16 protein-coding genes and 1 pseudogene are annotated in these 17,077 nt (G+C 37.2%); 2 read left to right on the top strand and 15 right to left on the bottom strand.

The features are described from left to right. Window positions 1–302 precede the first annotated feature (302 nt). The 8 genes from NXS11_RS04655 to bshC all read right to left on the bottom strand — a co-directional run bounded on the left by NXS11_RS04655 (window position 303) and on the right by bshC (window position 9,695). Window positions 303–1,199, bottom strand: coding sequence for a cell division protein FtsQ/DivIB (locus NXS11_RS04655; RefSeq protein ID WP_259199390.1), 897 nt, complete (start codon window positions 1,197–1,199; stop codon window positions 303–305). A 13-nt stretch (window positions 1,200–1,212) separates the two neighbouring features. Then, the gene (gene murD, locus NXS11_RS04650; RefSeq protein ID WP_259199389.1) at window positions 1,213–2,562 is read right to left on the bottom strand and encodes a UDP-N-acetylmuramoyl-L-alanine--D-glutamate ligase; all 1,350 of its coding nucleotides are present in this window, start codon (window positions 2,560–2,562) and stop codon (window positions 1,213–1,215) included. Continuing rightward, window positions 2,563–3,528 (bottom strand): phospho-N-acetylmuramoyl-pentapeptide-transferase, encoded by a 966-nt coding sequence (mraY, locus tag NXS11_RS04645; RefSeq protein ID WP_259199388.1) that lies wholly within the window; start codon window positions 3,526–3,528, stop codon window positions 2,563–2,565. Between the two features lie 490 nt (window positions 3,529–4,018). Then, the gene (locus tag NXS11_RS04640; protein ID WP_259199385.1) at window positions 4,019–6,169 is read right to left on the bottom strand and encodes a penicillin-binding protein; all 2,151 of its coding nucleotides are present in this window, start codon (window positions 6,167–6,169) and stop codon (window positions 4,019–4,021) included. Then, window positions 6,144–6,533: a cell division protein FtsL gene (ftsL, locus tag NXS11_RS04635; RefSeq protein WP_259199384.1), complete on the bottom strand. Its 390-nt coding sequence runs from the start codon at window positions 6,531–6,533 to the stop codon at window positions 6,144–6,146. Before ftsL ends, NXS11_RS04640 begins: the two co-directional genes overlap by 26 nt. Window positions 6,534–6,551: 18 nt before the next feature. Next, window positions 6,552–7,487: a 16S rRNA (cytosine(1402)-N(4))-methyltransferase RsmH gene (rsmH, locus tag NXS11_RS04630; RefSeq protein WP_259199381.1), complete on the bottom strand. Its 936-nt coding sequence runs from the start codon at window positions 7,485–7,487 to the stop codon at window positions 6,552–6,554. A gap of 18 nt (window positions 7,488–7,505) precedes the next feature. Next, window positions 7,506–7,937, bottom strand: a complete 432-nt coding sequence (gene mraZ / locus NXS11_RS04625; RefSeq protein WP_259199380.1) for a division/cell wall cluster transcriptional repressor MraZ — start codon at window positions 7,935–7,937, stop codon at window positions 7,506–7,508. 144 nt (window positions 7,938–8,081) lie between these two features. Next, window positions 8,082–9,695, bottom strand: coding sequence for a bacillithiol biosynthesis cysteine-adding enzyme BshC (gene bshC, locus NXS11_RS04620; protein ID WP_259199379.1), 1,614 nt, complete (start codon window positions 9,693–9,695; stop codon window positions 8,082–8,084). Window positions 9,696–9,826: 131 nt separating this feature from the next. Between bshC and NXS11_RS04615 the strand changes: the two genes are divergently transcribed. Next, a complete protein-coding gene (locus NXS11_RS04615) occupies window positions 9,827–10,279 on the top strand; it encodes an N-acetyltransferase (protein WP_259199377.1) in 453 nt (150 codons plus the stop codon). Between the two features lie 50 nt (window positions 10,280–10,329). Here the strand turns inward: NXS11_RS04615 and NXS11_RS04610 are convergent, their stop codons facing one another. The 4 genes from NXS11_RS04610 to NXS11_RS04595 are packed head-to-tail and all read right to left on the bottom strand — an operon-like array spanning window position 10,330 to window position 13,647. Continuing rightward, entirely contained in the window at window positions 10,330–10,932 is a 603-nt protein-coding gene (locus tag NXS11_RS04610; RefSeq protein WP_259199374.1) for a response regulator transcription factor, read from the bottom strand. Continuing rightward, the gene (locus NXS11_RS11040; protein ID WP_259199372.1) at window positions 10,932–12,035 is read right to left on the bottom strand and encodes a sensor histidine kinase; all 1,104 of its coding nucleotides are present in this window, start codon (window positions 12,033–12,035) and stop codon (window positions 10,932–10,934) included. Before NXS11_RS11040 ends, NXS11_RS04610 begins: the two co-directional genes overlap by 1 nt. A 2-nt stretch (window positions 12,036–12,037) precedes the next feature. Beyond that, window positions 12,038–12,772 (bottom strand): ABC transporter permease, encoded by a 735-nt coding sequence (locus NXS11_RS04600; protein WP_259199371.1) that lies wholly within the window; start codon window positions 12,770–12,772, stop codon window positions 12,038–12,040. Then, window positions 12,769–13,647: an ABC transporter ATP-binding protein gene (locus NXS11_RS04595; protein WP_259199370.1), complete on the bottom strand. Its 879-nt coding sequence runs from the start codon at window positions 13,645–13,647 to the stop codon at window positions 12,769–12,771. Before NXS11_RS04595 ends, NXS11_RS04600 begins: the two co-directional genes overlap by 4 nt. 174 nt (window positions 13,648–13,821) lie before the next feature. Here NXS11_RS04595 and NXS11_RS04590 point away from each other — a divergent pair, with 174 nt between their 5' ends. Continuing rightward, complete coding sequence (locus NXS11_RS04590) at window positions 13,822–15,132, top strand: TrkH family potassium uptake protein (RefSeq protein ID WP_259199369.1); 1,311 nt, start codon at window positions 13,822–13,824, stop codon at window positions 15,130–15,132. 541 nt (window positions 15,133–15,673) lie between these two features. On the opposite strand, the gene NXS11_RS04585 is transcribed toward NXS11_RS04590, so the two are convergent. From NXS11_RS04585 to NXS11_RS11175, 3 genes and pseudogenes are all read right to left on the bottom strand, one after another. Continuing rightward, window positions 15,674–15,805, bottom strand: coding sequence for a beta-class phenol-soluble modulin (locus NXS11_RS04585; protein WP_259199367.1), 132 nt, complete (start codon window positions 15,803–15,805; stop codon window positions 15,674–15,676). Window positions 15,806–16,066: 261 nt separating this feature from the next. Then, window positions 16,067–16,243 carry a hypothetical protein gene (locus tag NXS11_RS04580; RefSeq protein WP_259199365.1) on the bottom strand — a complete coding sequence of 59 codons (177 nt, stop codon included), beginning with the start codon at window positions 16,241–16,243 and terminating at the stop codon, window positions 16,067–16,069. A gap of 686 nt (window positions 16,244–16,929) precedes the next feature. Beyond that, a pseudogene (locus NXS11_RS11175) lies at window positions 16,930–17,077 on the bottom strand (group II intron reverse transcriptase/maturase); the annotation flags it as partial.

Here is a 17,077-nt window from a genome sequence, read left to right as displayed (position 1 = left end):
AGTTTACAATAACACTCTACTAATGTGAACTATAAACCTGTTGATTTTCCAACTTTTTTATTCATCATAAAAACTTCTAAACGTCACATTTCTAAAAGGATTCTCTATGTTCTAGAACCCCTGCATTCATAAAAATTAATGTACAGTAACCAAATTGATTAACACAACGAAAGTTTTTTAGAAAATGTAAGCCTTCGCACGCCTATCATTTTGAACAACATCACCGAATCAATCGAGCATGCAAAAACATCTTTTATCATGTTATTAATCAATGATAGTGATGATTCAATACATCATTTGCTTTATGATTCATCTTCCTCTTGCTCTTTAATCTTATTCAATGCATTTTGTAACTCATCTTTCGCTTCATCTTCTTGTTGTGTCTTACTTACAACTTGTTGTGAACTTGCTGAACTATTGCTATTTTTATTAAGATTTTTATATGGTATAAAAGTAGCACCCACGGACAAGTCAATAAAGCCTGACTGCTTCAAGTTCCCAGACTCATCTTTTTCCAATGCTTGGGACATGCTAGGATAATATTTCAACTTATTCGCAATTGTTTTGGTATTGCCAAGTACTTCAATACCATCTCGCATATACAGACGAATGAGATGTGGTTGATTTTTCTTTGGTTCATAAACAATTTCTGATATTTGTGCTCTTATCGTTCGACTCATCTTTCCTAATGCTTCGACTAACTTTTGCTTTTCTGTCCCTTTGAAGCCTTCGAGATATGGTGCTTCATTCGGTATAGGTTCCTTAAAGTTTGTGAGTATTTCACCATTTTCGATGATAGGTACTTCTTTTCCTTTTACAGTCATAATACCGATAATCTCATGCTCTTTAATTTTAACATGTAATGAATTAAAGAGTCCTTTTTGAATCTCGACATTTTTGACAAGCGCATGCTGTTGCTTAATGCGCGCTTCTGCTGCACTGCTATCATATGAGTAAACCCTTGTGTCCTTGGTAATATTAAGCTCTTTTTTGACAGAATCTGTTGCTACATAATGATTACCACTCACTGAGACTTGTTTCACAATACTAACAGGCGTATACATATATGCCAATATTAAGATGACAAGCAATACAAGACCTAAAACAACCCCAAGCTGTATGCGTCGTCGCTTTTTTAGTTGGCGTAAGCGTTGCTCTTTAAGAAACATATTATCAATTTTAGGGATCTGTTCTGACATTCAATTCACATCCTTAGTGTGATGGTAAATGATTGCGATAAGCCGAGATAAACATATCACCACGCTGTTCAAATGTATCATATTGATCCCAACTTGCGCAGGCTGGAGACAATAATACGACATCATTCGGCTCGATGACTTCTTGTATCTTATCAACTGCATCAACGACATCAACTGCACGAATAACCAACTTGCCCTGACTCTCGCCTAGCTTGACGAACTTGTCTTGTGTCTCACCAAAAACCACCATAACACGCACATTTGTCATATATGGGATTAAGTCATCAAACCCGTTCCCACGATCGAGTCCACCACACAGCCAGATGATGGGCTGTTTGAAAGACTTCAATGCAAATTGAGTTGCTAATGTGTTAGTTGCTTTTGAATCATTGTAATATTTATTTGTTTTATTATTCCCAACGTATTGCAGACGATGTGAAATACCCGAGAATGATGTTAACGATTGCACAATCGCACTGACTGATACACCCGCCAAAATAGCTGCCATCGTCGCTGCTAAAATATTTTCTAAGTTATGTGTCCCTGGCAAGACAATATCATCCAAATGTATAAGGTGTATGCCCTTATAGACGATATAATCATTTTCAACATAAATACCATCAACCACATGATCCGTTGAAAAATATAAAATTTTCGCCTTGATATGAGACGGATCAATCAGATGGCGTTGTTGATAATTGAAAATCAAATAATCACTTTCTGTTTGATTTTGGAAGATGCGTTTTTTAGCATTTTGATATTCTTCTAATGTGCCATGGTAATCGATGTGCGCTTCATAAATATTCGTCACAATCGCAATATGTGGACGATAATGTTTAATGCCTAATAATTGGAATGATGACAATTCCGTCACCAAATATTCATCCGCTTTTACATCTTGGGCGACTTTTGAAGCAACATAACCAATGTTTCCAGCTAAGTGCCCTGTTTCTCGACTTTTATTAAACATATCTCCGAGCAGTGATGTCACTGTTGTTTTACCATTCGTTCCTGTAATTCCAATAATAGGTGCTTCAGATATCAAATAACTCAGTTCGACTTCGGTTAAAATCTGTAAACCTTTGGCCTTCGCTTCTTGCAATAAAGGAACGCTGTATGGGATTCCTGGATTTTTAACAATTACAGGGTTTTCGTCTAATAATGCGAGAGGGTGTGACCCACTGACAACATTCACACCTAATGCTTCTAAATCTTTTGCATGTGGATCCTGTGACAAATCCTTGCCGTCGTTCACCGTGACATCTGCGCCTAGACGATGCAACAATTTCCCAGCTTCATAGCCGCTTTTCGCCATGCCTAGCACGAGTACTTTTTTCCCCTTTAATCCCGTATAGTTTATCAATTAGCTCACTCCAATCCACAGACCGATAAGACCTGTTATCAAACCAACTGACCAGAATACTGTAACAACCTTCCACTCACTCCAACCCACAAGCTCAAAGTGGTGATGTAAAGGGCTCATTTTAAAAACACGCTTACCAGTTAGTTTAAATGATGTTACTTGAATCATAACAGATAGTGTTTCAATGACAAATACCAATCCAATCAATAATAGTGATAATTCCTGATTTAACATGATGGAGACTGTCGCAAAAATACCACCGAGTGCCAAGCTTCCTGTATCGCCCATAAATACTTTAGCTGGGTTAAGATTATAAGGAAGGAATCCAGCAAGTGCAGCAACCATAATGATACAGAACACCCCAATAGCCGGTTGTGCCAATACGAAACTCATAATTGCATACATTGTAAAACCTATTATCGACAACCCTGTCGCAAGTCCATCAAGACCATCTGTTAAATTCACTGCATTCGAAAAACCTACTTGCCAAAAAATAATAAAAATGACGTATGCGAATGACAGCGGTATAACAGCATTCGTAAATGGTATGTTGATATCAGTTGAAAAATCAAATGCATTGAAACCTTTTGCTACAATAAAGAATACTAGGGCTATCACAATTTGCGCCACAAATTTCTGCTTACTGGTTAAACCTTGGTTATTCTTTTTAACGACAATAATATAATCATCAATAAAGCCAATCAAACCAAATCCAATTGTTACAAAGAGCAATAATAGTAAAGGACTTGCTGGTTGAACAAATAGGCTTGCAATAATCGTTGTAACAATTGCACCAATCAAAAATGCTAATCCTCCCATTGTTGGTGTCCCAGTCTTTTTCATATGACTTTGCGGTCCCTCTTCACGAATGCTTTGTCCAAACTTCATACGTTTTAAAGTCGGAATTAGAATTGGAACTAAAACTGCTGTGATAATAAATGCAATAACTGCGCTAATGATTCCCATGATAGTCTCCTTTATATATTATTTGTCATGTTTACTAATGTCATTTGCTGTATAACTTCGAATTGATTTATCTCAATAAATTTAAAGCGTTCATAATAAAAGTCACTTGGTTAACAATTGACCAGAACCGAAACAAGCATCTTATGTTATAAAAATTTCCGTTGGCTCACCCAGACAATATTAGAATGCAGCTGTGAGAGAAGCGCTTTTTAAGCTTATCAAATCCGGACAGCAATTGATTAGATATGCGACGGTACTTTCATTTTGTCACATATCTAACCATCGTTGCAGGGATATTTACAATTTTTTAGTGGTGCCAAGTTCTGTTAAAAAGCCTGACAGCAGAAGGAGAAAAGCTAATTCAAGCTAATCACCTACTGACTTCTACTCTACACTTCTTATTTTGGATAGCACTTTTATTAACACCTCAGCTCCAGTCAAACGTACCAAGTAACCACAATGTTCATTTACATCATAACTATGCGGTTGTTTATGATTCCTCTTTAGACTTAAGCTCAACTGTAATTGCCGTCTTCTTATCGATTGGCGATTGGGCGACTTGAGATTGCGAGTGTACAAATCCACTGCCTTTCACTTTAACAGTGATACCCGTAAGCGATTCGAATGCAATGATATCATCGCGTGTCCATCCCGTCATATCAGGCATTGTAAGATCGCCATTCGTTAATAATAATACATGACTATGCGTTAACAATCTTGTACTAGATGTTGGACTTTGACTCACCACTTTGTTTCCTTGTCCAATGACAACCGGTATCAGTGACTGTTCCTCCAAAGTTTGTTGTGCTTTTTCAACAGTTTTACCTGTCACATCAGGCACTTTATTAATCGTCACTTTATCTTTGATTTCGTCACCACCGACATTCAAATACTGCAAGGTATTCTTCATAATCGGCACAAACGCTTTACTCACACTTAGCTCATACGCTTCTTGATCTCGCTTCTGTGCCAGACTCATCCCCGCATAAACAACTACACGTGGATTCTTGCTCGGTGCATGCCCTATGAAACTTGAAAAATAAGGATTCGCACCTTTTACGTAGCCTCCGTTTTCTGGATCTGCTACTTGAGCTGTACCTGTTTTCCCACCAACTCGATAGCCATCCACTCTAAAACTTGTCGCGTGGCTATTTTTACTATTTACAACCTTATCCAGCTCGTCAAGTACTTTTTTGGCAGTCTCATTTGTGATAGGTTTTCCAGCAACTTCACGCTTACCCTTATAATATGTGTCTTCTGATACAGGGTTCATTACCGATTCTACAAAATAAGGTCTTACCATTTCACCTTTGTTAAAAAATGCTGATTGTGCTTGGAGCATTTGCGCAGGTGTAACAGTTGTTGATTGCCCGAAAGCACTTGTTTTTTGCATCAGTTCATTTTCCCAAGCAATATTACCGCTTTGTTCTCCATCAAACATACTACCCGTTGATTTGCCAAAACCGAACTTCTCATACCAAGATTGCATCTTATCTGCACCGACGAGGTCTTGCAGTTTCATCATTAATGTATTAGATGAATAAGTAAAACCTAAGCTCATTGGAATCTTGCCCCAACCTTCTTTGTTCCAGTCATAAATACGTGAACCTTGTATATCACGATAGCCCGACTCGTACTTTTCATTCGGTTTAAAAACACCTTCTTGAATCGCAGCTGCGAGCCCATATGTTTTAAAAGTTGAGCCTGGTTCATACAAGTTTTGATAGAGATCATTCGCCCATTTTTTCCCGAAGTCTTCACCCGTTTCGGGATTGAAAGTAGGACGTTGACTATATGCCAAAATCTCACCTGTTTTAGCATCCATCACAACTGCAAATAGGTCTTTAGGCTCATAGCGCTCAACCATTTTATCCAGCGCCTCTTCTACAAACACTTGAATGTTGGAATCAATGGTTAAATGCACATCGTCTCCGCGCTTAGGTGCCACTTCATTTTTCGAATTTGGTATAATGTAGCCCCAAATATCTCTCGTATAAGATGCATGTCCTTTTTCTCCAGACAGATAACTGTCAAAGATTTTTTCAACACCTAATGCACCTTTGAGCTCACCTGTATCGGGATCTTTTTGTGCCATACCAATGAGATGTGATGCAAAATTGCCATTTGGATAAAAGCGTTGGACTTCTGGATACAATGTGATACCCGGAAGCTTCATATTTTCAATTTTTTCTTTATCATGATACGTCAAATTTTGACCCGCTTTGCCAAACTCAACTTGGAAAGCTTTTTTTGTTTTCAGTCGTTTTTCAATATCTTTTTCTGACTTATCAATGACTTTCGCCAGTTGCTTTGCGGTTTTCTTGACATCCACAACATGTCTAGGCTCTTTAGAATCCTCACTTGCACGTTTATCAATAACAGCTACTAAACGGAAACGATCGACATCTTCAGCAAGTATTTTTCCATTGCGATCATATATTTTCCCACGCTCTGCCGATTGATCTAACTGCGACAAATATTTTTGATTCGCACGCATGATAAGGTCTTCACCCGATGAATGTCCAGATAACATGACATAACCATACCTTAAAACCAATGAAAAAAAGAGCAGCCCGAGTACACATGTCAGGAGGACTGCTCCTAGTTTATTTTTTTTAATTTTTATTTTTCGTTTCGCCATCTGTACGCACTACCTTTACATTCTCATTCTTTAGACTCATGCCTTGTTTCTGAGCTTTGTCATAGATACGTTGATAAGAAGCATTTTTCATTGTTTCAGATTTTAACGCGCTATTCTGACTTGATTGTTGTTCAATTTTTTGTTCTAAATCCGCAATTTTTCCTCTTGTGTCGTAAGCGTCCATCTTTAAAGACAACATATAAATACTCATTGCAGCAATAATTGCAATTAATGATATGTATAGTAGCTTTTCAAAGCGTGTAAATTTTACAACAACTTGTTTCTTTACAGTTTTATGTTTAGGGTTACTTTGTGGTTCTACCGTCTGCTGTTGGTATGGTTCGTATATTCTTTCTACAGCCATAGTTATCTCGCATCTCCTTTATTTTAGTACTTCGGCGACTCGAAGTTTTGCACTTCTCGCACGATTGTTATCTTCCAAATCTACATCACTTGCAACAATAGGTTTACGATTCACACGTTTCAATTTAGGTGTATAAGCTTCTGGAAGTACGGGTAAGCCTCTCGGAACTTCTGGACCTTTTTCATACTCTTGAAACATCTGCTTGCACAAGCGATCTTCTAAAGAGTGGAACGTTATCACTGAGATACGCCCGCCCACTTTCACACGTTCAATCGCTTGCTCTAACGAATCTTCAAATGCTGCCAACTCGTCATTCACTGCAATGCGTATCGCTTGGAAAACGCGTTTCGCAGGGTGTCCACCTTTACGTCTGGCTTTTGCCGGGATGCCTTCTTTAATACACTCGACAAGTTCTAACGTGGTCGTAATAGGTTGCATTTCTCGTCTTGCTTCTATTTTGCGCGCAACTTGTTTTGAAAACTTCTCTTCACCATAGCGAAAAAAGATTTTAACCAGGTCTTCATATGACCACTCATTCACTACTTCATACGCTGATAACGCTTGTGTTTGATCCATTCTCATATCAAGCTTTGCATCATGATGATAACTAAAGCCTCTTTCAGGCACATCAAGTTGTGGACTTGAAACACCTAAGTCATATAATATACCGTCGACTTTATCGATACCTAAATCATCCAAAATCTGATTCAAGTGTCTAAAATTACTATGAACAAAAGTGACTTTATGCAAGTCATCACGCAGCTTTTCTTTTGCATGTTCAATCGCTGTTGTATCTTGATCAATCGCAATCAAGCGCCCTTGATCTGACAGCTGACTTAGAAGGTATTGCGAATGTCCAGCGCCACCAAGTGTACAGTCAACATAGACACCATCTTCTTTAATATTCAGTTGATCGACTGTCTCTTGTAGTAAAACGCTAATATGATGAAACACACCAAAACCTCCGATATATTAAAAATCAAAATCAATTAAATCTTCTGCTATCTCTTCAAAACTCTCTTCAGATTCATCGTAGAAATCATTCCATGTTGCACGATCCCAAATCTCAATGCGGTTAGAAACACCGATAACCGTACATTCTTTATCAAGATTGGCATATTCACGCAACTTTGCCGGAATATTAATACGTCCTTGTTTGTCAATCTCCACTTCAACGGCACCCGAGAAAAACATACGCATAAATTTACGCGCATCACGTTTAGTCATAGGTAAGGCTTTCATTTTGTCTTCTATCGTCTGCCATTCTTCAAGTGTGTAACCGAACAAACATTTATCAAGGCCTCGTGTGATAATGAAACGTTCATTCAAGTCATAACGAAACTTAGACGGAACAATCATTCGTCCTTTTACATCAAGCTTATTTTCATATTCGCCCATGAACATTTCTTCTCACCTCACCTTATTTATAATTTACCACATCTCACCACTATCCTCCACTAATTCTGTAAAAATAAGCGAAATTTATCAAAAAAACGAAAAAAGAGGATCATCCGCATAAAGCGAATCATCCTCAAATCGTTGATATGTCTATAGTTTCACGATAATTTGATCAAAAGTGTAGTGAAGTGGAGGGAAAGTGGTGGATGCATACATATCCACCCCATTTTCGTTGAGTAATTGCAATGGATTCCACACGCGCTCTTGAAGTCCTTCCATCGGGTGAAGCGTCCCTTCTAAAACTTTAAAGTGGCGCATACTAATCGCATTTTCACGTGCAATATTATTGAGATAACGCGTTTTTAAATAGTTATATTGATACATTTGAATACTGTGATTTTTCTTTAACAGATTTCGGTTATCTTCTGACTCTGACATTTCTTGAGTCAACGTCTCATAAAATGCTTCTTGTTGGCGCTTCATTGTTTCGATTTGTTCTAACGCAACATCTGATGCCAATGCACGGATAAAACGTTGTCGAGCTGGTTCCGTTCCTGTCGCAATAACCCCTTCAAGTGAAAGCGCATATTTCTCTAATAACTTTTCAACTTGTTCAGATACATATGTAATGCGCATACGTGGTAATACGATTGGCATTTCAATATCAAACAGACGGAAAACCTCCCCCAACTCTGCCCAATATTTAATTTCACTCGGCCCACCGACAAAAGCAACCGTATTAAATAACCACTCCTGCATTAATGGGCGTGTCACAACATTATTCGAAAAGCGTTCTGGTGCTGATTCAACAAGTGCTAACAATGCCTCTTGTGTATACACCTTATCACTCTTACTGATGCGATATGCCCCCTCCTCATATTTGAGTAGTTGACGTTGGTCATTTTCATGCAAAAATAAATGCACATTCGTATTGGTCAATATCATATCCTTAAGTCCAGCTGCAGTCGTTTGCTTTTGCACATTACGGAATGCGTCATCCACCGCTTCATGTTGTTTGATTAACTGATGTAACATTGGCTTCTCAATCGCTCTTAACGCCTCATACTGCGCATCAATTAATAAAATACCTTGTTCTCCAAAACAGCGTTGAACAATGCACTTGAAACAATCCACCCAAGTTGTCGATTGTTCAATCATACGTTCTATTTCAGCAAACAGCGATTTAGAGTGTGATGTTTCGGGCAACGTTTCAAAAAAGTGCACCAATACTTTGCGTAACGCCTCTTTATCTGGAACATAACGTGATACTGTTGTTTCTGGTGGTGTCATCGTATGATATTTCACCTTATTCAATTGACCGGTACGTTGATTCATCGTGTATGTATGATTCACTTCGTCAAAGTCATGATCCTCCCCAGCAATCCAAAATACCGGTACAACACGTTGATTGTATTCTGCAGACAATTCATTCGCCTTCGTTATAATGGATAATATTTTATGAAATGTATAAAGTGGCCCTGTGAACAACCCTGCCTGTTGACCACCAATCACGACTTTCGCACCTTCCGATAAGGCTTTGATATTCTCTTGTTGGGTGTCTGTGAGCACTAAATCTGACATATAATCACGAATCACAGAGGCAACGGCAGCCTCTCTCCCATTGTTCTGATGCGCCATACGTTGGTCATAACTGTCAGATTGATTTGGATCATACGTATAAAACTGTAGAATTTGCGCATCGTGATTCGTATAGTCTTTAATAAACGAGTCTGATTCATTAATCGTGATATTTAAACACTTCATGCTCATTTCTCCTTAACTAGTATTCGTTATCAGTATAAAGGTTGCATTCACATCTGACAATTTTACGGCTTACTTCAATAACTTTCAGAATTGCGTTATAATAGAGTAAACAGAACAAAGGGGGCGATCACATGGCAAAAGTAATACACCTCGATATCAATTATAAAACAGAGGAATTATTCGAAGCATTCCGCAAAGATTTCGGAAACAAGGACTTATACTTAGTTGATGAGCTTCATGGAGAAATGATTGATGCAAGCTCAGACTCTCCGTTCTATGGCATCTATGTAGGGGAAAAGATTGTTGCGCGTATGGCACTGTATCGTAAAGGGGAAGTAGAAGAAACATATTTTCCAGACTTCGATGATTACTTAGTCGTTTGGAAATTAGAAGTGCTTGAACCCTATTGGAACAGGGGATACGGTTCAGCGTTGCTTGAATATGCAAAATCACTTGGACATCCTATTAAAGCAATTGCCCGTTTCGAATCAAAAGGCTTCTTCATAAAAAATGGCTTTGAAGACTTGGAAGCTAAAAATGATGATGGTCACGATATTTTGGTATGGGCACCAGAAAATAAATAATTCAATAATGCCACATGACACGTGTGTTCTATCGGTCATGTGGCATCGTTTTATAGCCAACCTTGCTCCGTCGCTTTGCGCCACGCATCAAAACGATTCTCCGCATGCAGCTTTTCGATAATGATAGACGTATAATTTCGAATTGTTCCATCTGACAGATAAAGTGTTTCAGCAATCTCTTTACTCGTGAGCCCTTTGCCTATTTCTTTCAACACAAGTTGCTCCTTCACTGTCAGTGGATTTTTGTATTGTAAAAGTGACGTCATCAACGACTCACTATATTCTTTTTCTCCAACCATTACACGTTTAATGGTTCTCACCAAATCATCAACAGAGCGCTCTTTTAAGACATAAGCGTCCACATCATTGGCAACAGCACGTTCAAAGTAACCTGGCCGTTTAAAGGTTGTTACAATAATAACTTTAGTAGATAAACCTGCATCTTTAATGGCTTTCAACACTTGAAGTCCTGATTTTTTCGGCATTTCAACATCTAAGATTGCGACATCCGGTTGCTGATCACGAATAACTTGTAGCGCCATCTCCCCGTCCGCAACATCTGCTAATACTGAAATATCATCGTGCAGTGTGAATATTTGAACCATCGCATTGCGCAACATCTCTTGGTCTTCTGCCACTACTATTGAAATCATTAGCCATCAGCCTTTCTAGAAAATGTAATCATTAGTAATAATCCTTGCTCTAAACTTTCAACATTGAGCGTCCCATCTAATGTGCGCACACGCTGACGAATACTTTGAAAATCTTTATCTGTCACTTCTGTCATGCCAATCCCGTCGTCCTGTAATGTTAAAGTCATCTTATCATCTTTTTCATCAATACGTCCGATAACATTCGTTGCTTGAGCATGTTTAATAATATTGTTAACCATTTCTCGCAGTACCATCGCCAGAGTTGCTTGCTTCGTCGGACTCAATATTTCCGTACGTTCGGCACCTTTAAACGCAAATACAATATTGGCATGATTCAAAAGCATCTCCATTGAACGCACTTCATCAACAAACGATTGCAGTTTCACATCTTCCACTATCCCACGCACTTTGACAATTGCATCTCGTGATAACTGGTTGATGCTTTCTACTTCCGTCTTGGCTTGATCTATACGTTCATTTTCCAGTAACTTTGCTGCCAATTCAGATTTAATACTAAGACTCGCAAAAATATGTCCAAGTGAATCATGTAAATCTTGGCTAATACGCGCCCTTTCATTTTCTGCAATAAGCATATTAATATATTCATTTTTCTTCAGTATTTCATTTTCTAACTGATGTTGTTTAACGTTACTCACATTGGCTATCGTCATACCTAACAGGATAATCAACATTGGTAACATCACAATCACTAATTCTGGATATTTGATTGTTTCAATAATAACCGACAGTACCATGCTCAACATATATAGACGTATTTCGAATGATTTAAATGTTGCATGAAAGACGAAGGGTAAAATATATGCTGAATAAAAATAAAAGTAAAAAAAGTAGCCGCCAAAATAGAAAATAAAATAAGTAATCCCTACATAATGCATAATCAAAATGAATCGTTGTAATATCAGGCGTTTAGACAAATCAATAAAGCACATCCATATATAACCTACAATAAATTGAACCGTCATAATAATACCTAACCACAACGCACCTTGATACTGTTCTGTTATCAAAGCAATAATTGGAAAAAGACAGTACAAGATGTTAACAGCTGCCATCTGATTTTGCTTGATTTTTTCTAATATCACGTTTAAATCACTTCCGTCTTTTTACGAATGACATACGTTATTGTTAAAAATAGTATAGCGTATGCCACTAAAACATAACAAGACGAGATATGAATGCCATCACTTGTTGTATAGGAAAATGCCAATTCTTTAATGTGATAGGTTGGCGTCACATAAGCAATTTGCTTCAACCAGCTTGGGAACGTACTCACGGGAAACCATAATCCACCTAGCATTGCGAGTCCTAAATATAAAATGTTAGCAATCGCACTTGTATTTTGTAAGTCATTCATCTGCGACAGTAAAATACCCAGTGATAATAATGAACTTGCCCCTAACCATAAGAAAACACCTGATAAGAGCCATTCATCTATAGACATTGAGACACCTTTATAGATTGCACCTGTTAGATAAAGTAAAACAATTGCTAAACAGAATAAAAACATGATTTTTAGCGTTTTGCACATATAATAATGAAATAGGGATAAAGGTGTTTTAACAAGGTTTTTAACCCATCCATGTTGTTTATCGCTTATCAATTCAAGTGGGAACGTTAAAATACAAAAACTAATCAAACTATAGGTTGCCATACTGAACATATATTCCTTATTAAATATTTCTTGATCAGCTGGAGGCAGTTTAATCATGGATGTAAACAAGATATAGAATATCATTGGCAACCCGATAGATAACACGGTATAAGATTTTCTTCTCGTTAACATTAAAAACTCATATTTCAAATATGCCCAAAACATCATGCGTCAACCCCTTCTCTATTGTGTGAAAACAACGCTTCTAATAAAGATGATTTTGTGATTTCAATTTGATTGAGATCCACTTCTCGTTGAATCAACCATTGAATAACCGGCTGTACATCTTGTGTAACAACAGTATAGCCATCACCCTGTCTATTCACAGATTTGACAGCATCTAATTCTTGTATTTGTGCAACCATATCATCACCCAAAAGCGGTAATTGGATACGCGTGTTCGTCTCTTGATAACGAATCTCTTGTGGCGTATTATCCGCTACTAAACGTCCTTGATTCAGGACAACCACACGATCTGCCATCCGCTCTACTTCTTCTATATAATGCGATGTATAAAAAATCGTAACCCCTTGACGCTTCATGCGTGTAATGAGTTGCCAAAAATGTTGCCGCGTCTCCGTATCCATTGCACTCGTTGGTTCATCCAATACAACCCATTGTGGCTTTCCAATGATTGAAAGTGCAAAATCTAATATTCTAGCCTCTCCACCAGATAATTTAGATGCGTATTGATTTAACTTCTGTCCATCAAATCCTGTGACTTCTTTAAATTCTTCTAGTGTCATACACTCTTTATAAAACGCCCTATACAAATTGAATAATTCTTTAACTTTCACTAGCTCTGGAAAAGCCGTTTTCTGATATAAAATACCAATTTGTTGCTTATCTAATAATTCCTGTTGATTGTTTATCTTGCCAGCATTCGGGTGACGATTACCAATCATAATGTCAATTAATGTCGACTTCCCTGCGCCATTAGGTCCGATCAATGCTACACATTGACTTTCATGCAGTTGAAAAGACACATCTTCTAACACTTTTTTCTTACCATATACTTTCGTCACATTTTGTATTTCAATCATACATTTCACCTGCTCTCACCTTGTTGTAACAAGTGTATCTCGTTCATTCGTTTCGACATAGTCCCATTTGTCATAACTTCGATGTGACAAATGTCATAAAGTCGTTTACAAAAATAATTGTCGTTTCCTTTTCAAGGTGCTATAGTAACATCAAAAAAGAAGAGAGGCGCAGAAATGGCTTTCTTTAAACAACCAATTCGTTTATATATGAGTTTGTTTTTAGCAACTACATTGATAGGGACGCTCTTGTTATCACTTCCCTTTACAGGACGTAAGCCCATTACTTTAATCGACGCCATGTACGTCGCAACAAGTGCATTTACTGTGACAGGTTTATCGACTGTTGATGTCTCTACACAATTCAATATTTGGGGCGATGTCGTGATTATGTTACTGATACAAATTGGCGGCATGGGCATTGTGACCGTCTCTATGTTGTTATTAATCATGACCCAACGCCATATCAGTTATAAAAATAATGAACTATTAAAATTTCAATTTAACATCGAACATCTGGGGGCTTTTCATCACTTACTTGCACTCGTTTTTTATTTTACAGTCATTTTTGAGACGCTTGGTACAGCATTGCTCGCTCTAGAGTTTGTACCTGCATTCGGTTGGTCTAAAGGACTGTTTATTAGCATGTTCACTGCCGTCTCTGCATTTAACAACGCTGGCTTTTCACTTTTCCCAGATAACTTGATGCACTATGTGAATCATCCAGCTGTTAATATTGTGGTTGCATTTTTAATTATTATGGGTGGTATTGGTTATGTCGTACTCTATGACCTCATCACAACACGAAAACTTAAAAAGTTGCAATTACACAGTAAAGTCACATTAATAATGACTACATTACTGTTAATTGTCGGTACGCTATTTTATTTTGTATTAGAAAGTCATCATTCACTCAAAGGCATGTCGATAGGCAATCAGTGGCTCGCTGCCTTTTTTCAAGCTACCAGCGCAAGAACAGCAGGTTTTAACACTGTTGATATGCACCTTTTATCACCAAGCACCATGATATTTATGATGTGTCTCATGTTTATCGGAGCAGGACCTATTAGTGCGGCCGGTGGAATTAAAGTAACAACTTTTGCCGTTGTTGTTTTATTTATTTCCAACACATTGCGTGGTAACCAATATATACGATTACTTAATCATTCAATTGATATGAAACAAGCACATAAAGCCTTGGCAATTACGTTATCTGCTATCGGTTTCGTCGTTACGATTATTTTTAGCTTTAGTATTGTAGAGCCTAACTTGTCACTACCAGATGTTGCCTTTGAAGTCGTTTCAGCATTTGGTACCGTGGGTCTATCAACAGGCATCTCTACAAGCTATGGAACACTAGGCAAAATATGTATTATCATCACAATGATTGTCGGGAAAATAGGCATCTTAACTTTGCTCACAATTTTTCAAAAACAGACAACGCCACATGCACGTTATCATTACTCAAAAGGACAATTATTCTTGTAAGTCTCATCAAAAACGACCACAAACACTTCATAGCACAAAACTATGAGTGTTGTGGTCGTTTTTAAATATCATCACGATATTTGAAATTCATGTATAACATCGTAAACATTATTCCAAGAAATCCCCTTCATTATCGCTAACCCAAAGTGCCTTGTATGACTTACGACAGTCACAATCGTCACTGTAGGAAAAGCGCCAAAGAATATAAATTGAAATTTCCTTTTCCACTAAATGATGCAACACGAATCTCTTGACTAATATCAGGATAATTTTTAGCTGATTCTACTTTTGAAATCATCCATAAGGTTCTAATAAAATCTCCAGTATCATTAATCCCTATTTTTGACTTATCTTGATTCCTCTTTTCCAATTTCAGTACTATAAATATATGCGTGTTAACTATGAAAACAATGATTCGTTATTATTGAAGGTCCTATCATTTATATTTTTTACCGTTACACTATGTACTGATACAAACAAAAAAGCTAGAGCACATCATTTAATGCAACCCTAGCTCATGATTTATATAGTTAAAGGGAGACTATCCGAAAAATCCTGAAATAAAATCAATGCCTTGTGCTACAACTTTGACAATGCCTGTTCCCATTGTTATCCAGTCTTGATCTAATCCTGCTTGAACCGTATCCTTAATTGCATTAATAATTTCTGACATATTGATGTACACTCCTATAAGTAAGATTATTTCAAAACCAAATTATTATGTATGATGACTTCATTTTGTTAACTACACTATAACTTATATTGTTAGTGGTATGCGGAATCATTCTTAACTCAACATATTTCATGCCTAACTGTATGCTATACATACCACGTTTACAGTTATGATGCCTGACTGTTAAAAAACGTAAAATAATAAAGTAGTGAAGTTTTCTGTCATTACAGATTGCTTCACTACTCATCTTTATATATTTGATTACTTAGGTCGTTTCCCTACTAAAAATAATGTCAAAAACGAAGACGTAATACCTACAAGCACACCATAGATGATTTGGTATAAAAAGGTATCGGGAAATGGGACAATATACCTTGTTGTCGTAAAAGCAAGCATAAATATAATACCAAATTTGATAGCGTAAAGTAGTCTATCCATCATAATCCCCCTTATTGATAGTTACTTAGAAAGAGACTTACATAATTTTTATTACCTACACCATACATTATTTTATGAATGCATCGGAAAAACTTCCTTAACTCATCATATTTCATTCCTAACTGGTTTTTAATGACCATTCCTAACAGTTACGCTGCCAATCTGTATTAAAAAATAGCACATTACAAGAAAGTCTTCATATTATTTTCTATGATGATTAACACTTAGGCGTTCCAAACTGTCAAAGTTTATCACATTTTTAACAGTTATGACATCAAAATAAGATGTTACGCAAAATCTCACCTTTTACGCAGTATCTTCGTTAAACTATACATACAAACAATAAAAACAATACAGAGGAGGTTATTACCATGACTTGGGCAAGTATTATTCTAGGTATTATCAAATTAATCAAAGGTATTGTAGACATCTTCACAAAATAATCACACAATAGTTACATAACACTAAGACAGTATTAACTTGTCTTGGTGTTTTTTTGTGGCTGCTCAGCTTCTATAATAGAAAGGTAATGATTATTAAATCGTTTGGTTAAGTTGAAACAGCTGTTATCATTTAGTGTACAGTCCATAGTAATTATGCGCTTTTTGCAATCGAGTAGGAGAATAGCCATTATCTGACTATTCGTCCTCTCACGCCACCAAGCATACGGACCCGTACTTGGCGGCTCAATATCTTGCGTAAGCCAACTCTGCAAGTTCGACTAAAGGTATTAGTCCCCACTTGTAGAGTTGTTTTGTTGTTAAAGCACGATGAACTTCTTGCGTTTTTGAGAGTCGCCAATATTTCTTTCGTGAATACGCAATTCTCTTCGCA

Origin of the sequence: Staphylococcus americanisciuri, assembly GCF_024814435.1 — a bacterium.
Taxonomy (GTDB): Bacteria; Bacillota; Bacilli; order Staphylococcales; family Staphylococcaceae; genus Staphylococcus; species Staphylococcus americanisciuri.
The sequence above is the reverse complement of the archived record's forward strand: the minus strand, read 5'-3'. Positions and strand labels throughout refer to the sequence as shown.

Coding starts and splice junctions, on each gene's coding strand:
- ftsL (WP_259199384.1), bottom strand. CDS start 6,533: ATGGCTGTAGAAAGAATATACGAACCATACCAACAGCAGACGGTAGAA.
- NXS11_RS04590 (WP_259199369.1), top strand. CDS start 13,822: ATGGCTTTCTTTAAACAACCAATTCGTTTATATATGAGTTTGTTTTTA.
- NXS11_RS04615 (WP_259199377.1), top strand. CDS start 9,827: ATGGCAAAAGTAATACACCTCGATATCAATTATAAAACAGAGGAATTA.
- NXS11_RS04655 (WP_259199390.1), bottom strand. CDS start 1,199: ATGTCAGAACAGATCCCTAAAATTGATAATATGTTTCTTAAAGAGCAA.
- NXS11_RS04585 (WP_259199367.1), bottom strand. CDS start 15,805: ATGTCAGAAATTATTAATGCAATTAAGGATACGGTTCAAGCAGGATTA.
- NXS11_RS04610 (WP_259199374.1), bottom strand. CDS start 10,932: ATGATTTCAATAGTAGTGGCAGAAGACCAAGAGATGTTGCGCAATGCG.
- bshC (WP_259199379.1), bottom strand. CDS start 9,695: ATGAAGTGTTTAAATATCACGATTAATGAATCAGACTCGTTTATTAAA.
- NXS11_RS04600 (WP_259199371.1), bottom strand. CDS start 12,772: ATGATGTTTTGGGCATATTTGAAATATGAGTTTTTAATGTTAACGAGA.
- mraY (WP_259199388.1), bottom strand. CDS start 3,528: ATGGGAATCATTAGCGCAGTTATTGCATTTATTATCACAGCAGTTTTA.
- mraZ (WP_259199380.1), bottom strand. CDS start 7,937: ATGTTCATGGGCGAATATGAAAATAAGCTTGATGTAAAAGGACGAATG.
- NXS11_RS04580 (WP_259199365.1), bottom strand. CDS start 16,243: ATGGATAGACTACTTTACGCTATCAAATTTGGTATTATATTTATGCTT.
- NXS11_RS04640 (WP_259199385.1), bottom strand. CDS start 6,169: ATGGCGAAACGAAAAATAAAAATTAAAAAAAATAAACTAGGAGCAGTC.
- NXS11_RS04595 (WP_259199370.1), bottom strand. CDS start 13,647: ATGATTGAAATACAAAATGTGACGAAAGTATATGGTAAGAAAAAAGTG.